This window comes from Bathymodiolus azoricus thioautotrophic gill symbiont, assembly GCF_001298715.1.
GTDB lineage: Bacteria > Pseudomonadota > Gammaproteobacteria > PS1 > Pseudothioglobaceae > Thiodubiliella.
Map to the genome: position 1 here is coordinate 1 of NZ_CDSC02000213.1, position 4,944 is coordinate 4,944.

Genomic DNA, 4,944 nt, shown 5'->3' on the forward strand with positions numbered 1-4,944 from the left:
TTTGCTTGGCTACTTGTTCTAATTTGAGGCGTTCGTATACCTATAAATTTATCATGTTCTGAATATTCACCTTTGCCAAGTTTTAAAAAACCACTCGTTAGTTTTCTTACGCTCAGGTGTTGCAAAAGACTTAAGTTTTTTGATTATTATTTTTGCATTCATAGACTATAATTTTAACTTATGGATAATCAAAATTTACTCAGATATTCTCGCCAAATTCTTTTGCCAGAAGTTGGCGAAGAAGGACAGCAAAAATTGTTAAATGCAACTGTGTTGTTAGTTGGTATAGGTGGTTTAGGTTCACCGTCTGCAATGTATCTTGCCGCTGCTGGTATTGGGCATTTAATCATTGCAGATTTTGACCAAGTAGAATTATCCAACCTACAGCGACAAGTAATCCATCACACAGATGATATTGGTAGAGATAAAGTGCAATCTGCTAAAGTTAAGATGTTGGCGATTAATCCTAATGTTAAAATCACTACATTGACAAATTTAAATGAAGATAATATAAATAAATGGGTAAAGAAGTGCGATGTTGTACTAGATGGCACGGATAATTTTGATACACGCTTTAAAATCAATCAAGCCTGCGTTGCACAGCATATAGCTTTAGTGTCGGCTGCTGTTATTCGTTTTGAAGGGCAGTTGTCAGTGTTTAAAGGCTATGAAAAAGACCAGCCATGTTATCAATGCCTATACCCAAGTACTGGTAACAATGATGAGAATTGTGTTGATAATGGTATTCTTGCACCTGTTGCGGGTATGCTTGGCACCATGCAAGCGCTACAAGGTGTCAAGGTAATTTTAAATTTAGGTGAACAACTAATAGGTAAATTAATGATAATAGATGCATTGGATTTAAATTTTAAAACAGTGCAACTCAACAAGGATAAACATTGCCCAATCTGCAATTATTTAAACATCTAATGAACAGTACTATTATTTACTACGACGAGTCTACTGAGTTTGCTAGTTTAGCACTTGATCAGTCTTATATCATTGCAATCGATTCACATTTGGTCTCAACGCACCATATTGAAGTGCCAAAAATGAGTTTTTCTAAAGCTAAAAAAGCCATTCCTTTTTTACTAGAAGATGTTTTGTTAGATGACATTGAAACATTAGATTTTTTTTTGCAAAAGACAGCTAATGAGCAATATTATGATGTTGTTGTGATAAGCAAAAATATTATGAATGCGCTTCGAAAAAAGCTTGAAACTACAGGTTTGAAAATTGAGCAATGCGTGGTTGATTTTATGCTACTACCGATTGAAAAAGGCAAAGTGTATTGCATCAAAGTTGAACAAGATGTATTGTTTCGTTATGGTGATTTTTTGGGCGGAAAAACAAGCCAAGCGGTATTAGACGAGCTCTTTACAAATAATTATCAAATATTGAGTGAAAAACTAAATGTTAAATACGCTCAGAAGATTAACCTTTTAAATGTTGATTGGAGTTCAAATTGGAAAGAAAAACTCTACAAATGGCGAGCGAGCATTATTATTTTACTATTATTAATGGTGCTTTCTCCAGTTCAATTAATGCTGGATAATCATAATTTAACAAAAAAAATTAACACGCAATCAAATATCAATGAAATTCATTTTAAAAAGCTATTTCCAGAGGTTAGGCGTATTATTGACTTGTATATACAAATTAAGCAAAAACTCAGCACATTGAGTATTAAAGAACAATTAGATAATGACCTGCTTGCCAAAATTCAATCAGATATTAAGATAAAAACAAAGATTAAACGATTACAATTTAACAAACAAACACTTAAGGTAGAACAATGAATTTTAGTTATTTTTCTGATAAACAAAAAGCGCTGATTTTGTTGTTTGGGCTTGTTATTTTGCTGTTAATATTTGTACTGAGTATGGTTTCATTGAGTGATAAGGGCAGTGTCTTAAAAGCACAACTTGAACAAGAAAAAGTTATATATTCATCATTGCTGAAGTTGCAAAGCAAAGTGTTTTACCTTAAGCTTTCTAGTGCAAAATCCAAAAGCATTATTCAAGCAACTTACCGAAAAGCTAAAAACAAAAACATTCATATCCAAAGTAACAACCGTATTGTATTAAGCAGTTCTTCAATACGATTTTTTAATTTATTAAATGGGCTTAATACGCTAAAGAACAAGCATAATATTGTGGCAGTTGATGCAGATATTAAGAGTGTTGGGGATGGCGTAGTAGATGTTAAGATGACATTTGTACACCCATGAAATATTGAGTGAAGAACACAATGTCCTATAAAGATTATATTATGACTTTAAATATCAAATCATTTGTTGCTACTTTAAATCAAACTAAATATTTTAGCTTTCTGTTTAAGCATAAGGAAAAAGTTAGAAAAGGCATTATGTTATGTTTGTTTTTGTGTCTAGTTTATATTTGTGTACTGTTAGTATTGAGTGTGTTGGCGAGTATGCATAAGCCAATCATGGAAGAAACTAATATTACAATATTAAAGCCAGAATCTCAAGATGTGAGAGCTTATCGTAATTTGTTTGGAGAGTTTCAAGGTGTTGAGTTTAGAAAAAATTATAAAACAGTTAAACCAACACAACTCAATTTAACACTCATTGGAACTATTTTTAAAGAAAAAGGCGCTTTGGCAATTATTAAAAACGGAAATAGTAAGTCAAAAGCCTATCAAAAAGGTGATAATATTGCCTCTAGCGTGTTACTTAAAGATATTGCTAAAAATTATGTGGTGATTGAAACAGATGGGAGGCTAGAAAAAATATTAATTAAGTTTGATTATATTGATGTAAAAAAACAACATAAAAACAAAACTGTCAATTTGAATGGTGGTTAAAAAAAACCGTAGAAAAATTGTTTAACTCTCAGAGGAAAAAATTAAATGGCTATTTTTCAAAATATTTCTATAAGGTCATTACATTAAATCAACCGTATCCAAAGAGATTACTCGTAATTATAGGTAAGTGGCGTTCATGCTTGCTTGTGGTAGAGAGCGAATTTACCAATACATGTTGTGTTTTATAAATGTTGTTATTGTACTTGAACAACATTCAGTAACTTGTGTGTATGAATCTTGTAAAATCGTGCTATTTCAAAAATCATAAAAACTATTATGTCAAATTCTAACGAAACAGATGTCTTTGAGGCAGATTTAATCAGTGGCTTGGCTGCTTTTGATTCTAAGAACTTTTCAATGGCGTATCAATTATTAGCACCACTCGCTATGCAAGGCAATGCTGAGAGTCTGTGGCGTCTTGGAATGATGCAGATGAATGGCTTAGGTATGGTTGAGAATCAGCCTTTGGGGTTTGAGAATTTTGTCAAAGCTGCTGATCAGGGGCACGGTTTTGCACATCATATGATTGCGGTGGCTTACATGACTGGTGAAGGTGTTGAAAAGGACATCGGTAAAGCCATTGAGTGGTTTGAAAAGGCGGCTGAGTATGGCTTACAAGGGGCGATGTATGCACTGAGTATGCTGTATGAAGATGGCAAGGAAGTTGAAAAAGACCTTGAAAAAACACAGTATTGGTATGATCTAGCAGACAAAGCCAACGATTGATGAAATCAAGATTTGCACCATCTCCAACGGGTTATTTACACATCGGTGGTGCGCGTACCGCTTTGTTTGCTTGGGCTTGGGCGAAAAAACAACAGGGTGATTTTGTCTTGCGTATTGAAGATACGGATAGGGAGCGCTCTACACAGGTATCAGTTGATGCTATCTTAGATGGAATGAATTGGCTGGGGTTGGATTATGACGAAGGTCCATTTTATCAAACGCAGCGTTTTGAGCGCTATAAAGCAGTCATTCAGCAATTGTTAGATGAAGATAAGGCTTATTATTGCGAATGTTCAAAAGAGCGATTAGATAACTTGCGAGAAGCGCTAATGGCAAAAGGTGAGAAGGCTATGTATGATGGATGTTGTCGTGATAAAGCACTCACATCAGGCCATCATAAGGTTGTGCGTTTTAAAAATCCAATGAATGACATGGTGATTTTTGAGGATTTGGTTAAAGGAAAAATCTCTATTGCTAATAAAGAGTTAGATGATTTGATTGTTGCTCGTAGTGATGGCACACCGACTTATAATTTAACCGTTGTGGTGGATGACCATGATATGGATATTAACCATGTTATTCGTGGTGATGACCATATCAACAACACCCCTAGACAAATTAATCTATATCAGGCACTTGAATGGGATTTGCCTGAGTTTGCACACCTGCCAATGATTTTGGGTAGTGATGGTGCTCGTTTGTCAAAGCGACATGGTGCAGTGAGTGTAATGGCATATCGGGATGCAGGTTTTTTACCTGAGGCATTGCTTAATTATTTGGTGCGCTTGGGTTGGTCACATGGTGACCAAGAGGTGTTCTCTTTGGCAGAAATTGTATCGTTGTTTGATTTAAAAGATATTAACAAAGCCCCAGCCAGTTTTAATGAAGAAAAACTATTGTGGCTCAATCAAGAATATATTAAAAATGCCACGCCTGAATATTTGGTGAAACATTTACAGTGGTACTTACAACATCAAAAAATCAATACCGATAATGGCGTGGATTTGGCATTGGTTGTTGCGTCATTACAGCAACGCTCAAAAACATTGCTAGAGATGGTTGAAGGGTTAAAGATGTTTTACCAAGATTTTGATGTATTTGACGAAAAACTTGCTGATAAACAGTTTAAAGATAAAGCACCACTTGAGGCTTTGATGAAAAAGTTAAGTCAGTTAGAAGTTTGGAAGGCTGATGAAATTAAAGGCATTATTAAACAAGTGTGTGATGAATTAGCGCTTGGTTTTGGCAAGGTGGGACAACCATTTAGATTGGCACTAAGTGGTAATGGCAATGCAGGTAGTATTGATTTGGTCGCTGAGTTGATTGGTAAAGCAACCACACTCAAGCGCCTAAAGAAAGCTGTTGATTTTTAAAGATAATATAATAAATTAA

The 4,944-nt window shown here is 34.6% G+C and carries 6 protein-coding genes; all 6 read left to right on the plus strand.

The features are described from left to right. Positions 1 to 180: 180 nt before the first annotated feature. Complete coding sequence (locus BAZSYMA_RS04125) at positions 181 to 930, plus strand: HesA/MoeB/ThiF family protein (protein ID WP_090715902.1); 750 nt, start codon at positions 181 to 183, stop codon at positions 928 to 930. Then, positions 930 to 1,799, plus strand: coding sequence for a type II secretion system protein GspL (gene gspL / locus BAZSYMA_RS04130; protein WP_090715905.1), 870 nt, complete (start codon positions 930 to 932; stop codon positions 1,797 to 1,799). The genes BAZSYMA_RS04125 and gspL overlap by 1 nt, the downstream gene beginning before the upstream one ends. Next, positions 1,796 to 2,230 carry a type II secretion system protein GspM gene (gene gspM, locus BAZSYMA_RS04135; protein WP_090715907.1) on the plus strand — a complete coding sequence of 145 codons (435 nt, stop codon included), beginning with the start codon at positions 1,796 to 1,798 and terminating at the stop codon, positions 2,228 to 2,230. Before gspL ends, gspM begins: the two co-directional genes overlap by 4 nt. A 41-nt stretch (positions 2,231 to 2,271) precedes the next feature. Further along, a complete protein-coding gene (locus tag BAZSYMA_RS04140; RefSeq protein ID WP_195910090.1) occupies positions 2,272 to 2,826 on the plus strand; it encodes a type II secretion system protein N in 555 nt (184 codons plus the stop codon). Positions 2,827 to 3,102: 276 nt separating this feature from the next. Further along, positions 3,103 to 3,552 carry a tetratricopeptide repeat protein gene (locus BAZSYMA_RS04145; RefSeq protein WP_090715913.1) on the plus strand — a complete coding sequence of 150 codons (450 nt, stop codon included), beginning with the start codon at positions 3,103 to 3,105 and terminating at the stop codon, positions 3,550 to 3,552. Continuing rightward, complete coding sequence (gene gltX / locus BAZSYMA_RS04150; RefSeq protein WP_090715915.1) at positions 3,552 to 4,925, plus strand: glutamate--tRNA ligase; 1,374 nt, start codon at positions 3,552 to 3,554, stop codon at positions 4,923 to 4,925. The genes BAZSYMA_RS04145 and gltX overlap by 1 nt, the downstream gene beginning before the upstream one ends. Positions 4,926 to 4,944: the final 19 nt, after the last annotated feature.